This window comes from Sporomusa sp. (genome assembly GCF_057736855.1).
Genome location: NZ_JBYKYF010000302.1, coordinates 1 through 3656, shown reverse-complemented (window position 1 = coordinate 3656; position 3656 = coordinate 1). Strand labels below are relative to the sequence as shown.

Annotated in this window: 4 protein-coding genes; 1 reads left to right on the top strand and 3 read right to left on the bottom strand. The window is 41.9% G+C overall.

The window, feature by feature from the left end:
• Positions 1-298: 298 nt before the first annotated feature.
• A complete protein-coding gene (gene sstT, locus AC29Z1_RS15100; RefSeq protein ID WP_488272283.1) occupies positions 299-1531 on the bottom strand; it encodes a serine/threonine transporter SstT in 1233 nt (410 codons plus the stop codon).
• A gap of 184 nt (positions 1532-1715) precedes the next feature.
• The gene (locus AC29Z1_RS15095; RefSeq protein WP_488272282.1) at positions 1716-2174 is read right to left on the bottom strand and encodes a DUF441 domain-containing protein; all 459 of its coding nucleotides are present in this window, start codon (positions 2172-2174) and stop codon (positions 1716-1718) included.
• Between the two features lie 253 nt (positions 2175-2427).
• On the opposite strand from AC29Z1_RS15095, the gene AC29Z1_RS15090 reads away from it, so the two are divergent.
• Positions 2428-2559, top strand: a complete 132-nt coding sequence (locus AC29Z1_RS15090; protein WP_488272281.1) for a hypothetical protein — start codon at positions 2428-2430, stop codon at positions 2557-2559.
• 152 nt (positions 2560-2711) lie between these two features.
• Here AC29Z1_RS15090 and AC29Z1_RS15085 read toward each other — a convergent pair whose 3' ends face one another.
• On the bottom strand, positions 2712-3371 hold the full coding sequence (locus AC29Z1_RS15085; RefSeq protein ID WP_488272280.1) for a DUF362 domain-containing protein: 660 nt from the start codon (positions 3369-3371) through the stop codon (positions 2712-2714).
• Positions 3372-3656: the final 285 nt, after the last annotated feature.

Genomic DNA, 3656 nt, shown 5'->3' with positions numbered 1-3656 from the left:
CAGTTCCAGTTGTAGAACTGGTTACCCCAACATTTATTATAGAGCCTAAAAAAACCGCTTACCTTGAAGATAAGCGGTCAGTATCTTTCAATCAATACAGTTCACTTTATTAAACCATAGCGGCCGCAAGTTTAGCTCCTGATTCTTTGCATTTAGCAAGACCCGTGTCATCAGAAGTATTCTGAAAGTCTTTACTTTCCACTGCTTAAATAAACGGCTCCATTTCTTAATTCTTACAAAACTTCATTCCCCATGGATGGGCGCCGCTTACTAGCTGATCCTGTGTGCTCTTATGAGATTAAGCTTGGTTTTTACGCTTAGCGATATCTGCAGCCGCAGTAAAAAGTACATCAGTAGAAGAGTTAATAGCTGTTTCGGCAGAGTCTTGTAAAACACCGATAATAAAACCTACCCCCACTACTTGCATCGCAATATCATTATTGATACCGAAAAGAGCGCAGGCCATCGGAACAAGCAAAAGGGACCCACCTGCTACGCCGGAAGCACCACATGCACCAATAGTAGACACCACACTAAGCAGCAGAGCCGTCCAGATATCTACGGAAATCCCTAAGGAATGTACCGCTGCTAAGGCAAGTACGGAAATCGTTACTGCGGCACCAGCCATGTTAATGGTCGCGCCAAGAGGGATAGAAATAGAATACGTATCAGGATCAAGACCTAGTTTTTTACAGAGAGCAAGGTTTACAGGAATATTGGCAGCCGAGCTGCGCGTAAAGAAAGCGTAAATACCGCTTTCCCGTAAGCAGGTAAAAACTAATGGATATGGATTGCTGCGAATTTTCCAAAACACGATAATCGGATTGATAATTAGAGCAACTACCAGCATGCAGCCTAAAAGCAGAATTAATAACTTGCCATAACCGATAAGAGCTTCAATACCATTTTGCGAGATAGAATCCGCTACTAGGCCAAAGATACCTAACGGAGCAAATTGGATAACCCAACGCACCACTTGCGATACAGCATCAGATAACCCTTGAAGAACTTGTTTGGTGGTGTCACTGGCACGACGAAGCGCGATACCTAAAACGATACTCCAAGCAAGAATACCAATATAGTTAGCATTCAGTAATGCATCCACTGGATTTGCAACCACATTCAAAACAAGGGTACGCAATACTTCAACAATACCATTGGGTGGCGTCAGATCTGCCGCATTCGCAGCAAGCTTGATTTCAACTGGATAGAGGAAGCTTGCGACCACAGCAATAAAGGCTGCCGAAAACGTACCCAACAGATATAAAAATATAATAGATTTCATATTGGTTTGTGTACCTTGCTTGTGACTAGAAAGAGCACTCATAACCAGGATTAACACCAGTACTGGCGCTATAGCTTTTAACGCACCAACAAATAAAGTGCCTAAAAGAGCTACCCTACTAGCAAGAGTTGGCATATACAAGGCAACAAGTAGACCTAGAATAAGACCAACAAGTATCTGCTTGACCAAGCTGATTTTACTTATTGCAGAAAATAAGGTTTTGAACACGCCAAAGACAACTCCCATTTCTATAATTTTGTCTCTTTAATAAAAATAAACATAGCAAAATTACATAATATATTCCCATAACAAAGAGCACGTACACTATTATAATACTAATTTTGTATTTCGTCAATGTACAAAGATTTCTTTTGCATGTATAACAAAGGCAAAATTTGTTATTGCAAATTAGTTCTGTAAATCTTATATACTATGATTTGATTACCTTCAATAAATTCATGATGATTGCAACTACCCCACCGGCAATAAGCGGTCCAACCGCTAATCCGCGCAAAAAGCAAACACCGACAATGGTGCCAATTATTAAAGCAGTCGTAGTCTCAGGCGACGTTTTCAAAAAATATAGTCCTTGGGTTGCCACCCAGGATACCGTAACCCCAATAAGAATGGCAATCAGACCAGACTGTGTTTTGAAAACAAGCATCATATCATCGGTGGAAATCTGACCAGTTGCTATCGGCACTAACACCGCCATGGTCAAAATAGTAATGCCAATGTTGATTCCATAGTTCTCGATAAAAGGAAACCATAGTGCCAATCCCATGCATTTGATTATCAAGAGTACCAAAACAGCTATAGATACGGAATGATTATTCCCAATCATCGCTAATACGAGAATAATTAAAAGCGGAATATTATCCCAATTCATGCTTCACATCCTATGTTAGTCAAAACTTATGTTACATAATACTTGGTTACAAACGTGCTCGAAGATGCCTCTACATAGTCTTCCAATTCACCAACATGGATATTCCCCATCTCCGCTTCGGCGTGATCATCAAATTAAAATAACCCCCTGTCAAAAAGGGACAGGGGTATCGTAAGTGCATAGTCAATCTATATATATTTACCATTCATTTTAATTTATATAGCTGGGTACTATAATTATCGGAGGTGATACTATGAAAAATGAACGCCGGAACGAAAATAATGTACAATGCCGCAATGAGAAAAACCGCAAAAATCTCGAATTTGCTCGTGAATTATCTAAGGTTGAAAAGCGCCATAAGGAAAAAGATTGCGGTAAGTGCTAACGGTTTCAATTCATTAGTGTCACACCCATTATGTTTCATTCCAAAAGGGCAGCGACTATGTGTCGCTGTTCTTTTATTTTTAGAGTAAGAGAAGACCATACATACAAAAGGCGCATAACCCGTTTAGGCTATGCACCTGCTTTCGCATTTCCTTAGCTGAACAGGCGTATGAGTCTTAGCAAAAAACTCTCCCGCAACTGTACAGCGTCCTCTGGACAAAGTTCCTGACAACAGTAACAGCGTATGCAGTTCTCATAGTCAATCACAACCTTTCCGTCAGACAACCGCATCGCCTTGGGCGGACAATGCGCAGCACAGCGTCCGCAACCGATACAATTCCCAGCAATCTGCGGCTTAGCGGTTAACTTGGCCCGACCCAGGCGAGCTGCCCATGCAGGCACCCGGTCTTCCAACGACGTTAGGCTGCGAGGTCCGATAAACTGCAATCGTACATCACGAGCATTACCCACCAGAGTAATTCCCGTTAATGGCAGTGTAAGACCTGCTTTCAGCGTGAGTGAAGTAAGCGGTAGTTCCTCAGGATTAAAGCCCATCATCTCAGAATCGCCAACAACCGGTACAGCTCCCAGACTCTTCACCTTGCGGATAAGCGCCCTTATTAATTCGGGATGGGTGGTTACCGCTTTTTCCGGCGGTACTCCCTCCAGTATATTGGGTTTGATAAGCACCCGATCCCCAGACTTTGTCCAATTGGACAAACCGCCCAACAAATCTAACGCCTCACTGAGTCCTTGTTCTACTTCTGTATAAGTATAGGTATCCACCTTAACCGCCGCGACTTTCACCATCATTCACCTCATAATCACGTGTCACACCATTTTGCTAACTGTTAGGAATAGTCAGTACAGACCCTTTCTAACTAAGAACTGCTTTCATTGTAGCACAACTTATAACGCCAGCAAAACCGTTCCTTGGTGTAACAAAGAGGTGATTACATACTCTTGCCCTCATATTGAGCTTCCTGTAAAATGTTGGAATTAGGCATAAAGCGTCACTTCTGTGCATTTTTTTGTAAAATAATTGTTGGGGTAACCAGTTCTACAACTGGAACTGCCTCAACATTTTTTTGCAAAAAA

Bases quoted from the DNA above. Each gene is read 5' to 3' on its own strand.
- AC29Z1_RS15090 (WP_488272281.1), top strand. From the start codon at position 2,428: ATGAAAAATGAACGCCGGAACGAAAATAATGTACAATGCCGCAATGAG.
- AC29Z1_RS15085 (WP_488272280.1), bottom strand. From the start codon at position 3,371: ATGATGGTGAAAGTCGCGGCGGTTAAGGTGGATACCTATACTTATACA.
- sstT (WP_488272283.1), bottom strand. From the start codon at position 1,531: ATGGGAGTTGTCTTTGGCGTGTTCAAAACCTTATTTTCTGCAATAAGT.
- AC29Z1_RS15095 (WP_488272282.1), bottom strand. From the start codon at position 2,174: ATGAATTGGGATAATATTCCGCTTTTAATTATTCTCGTATTAGCGATG.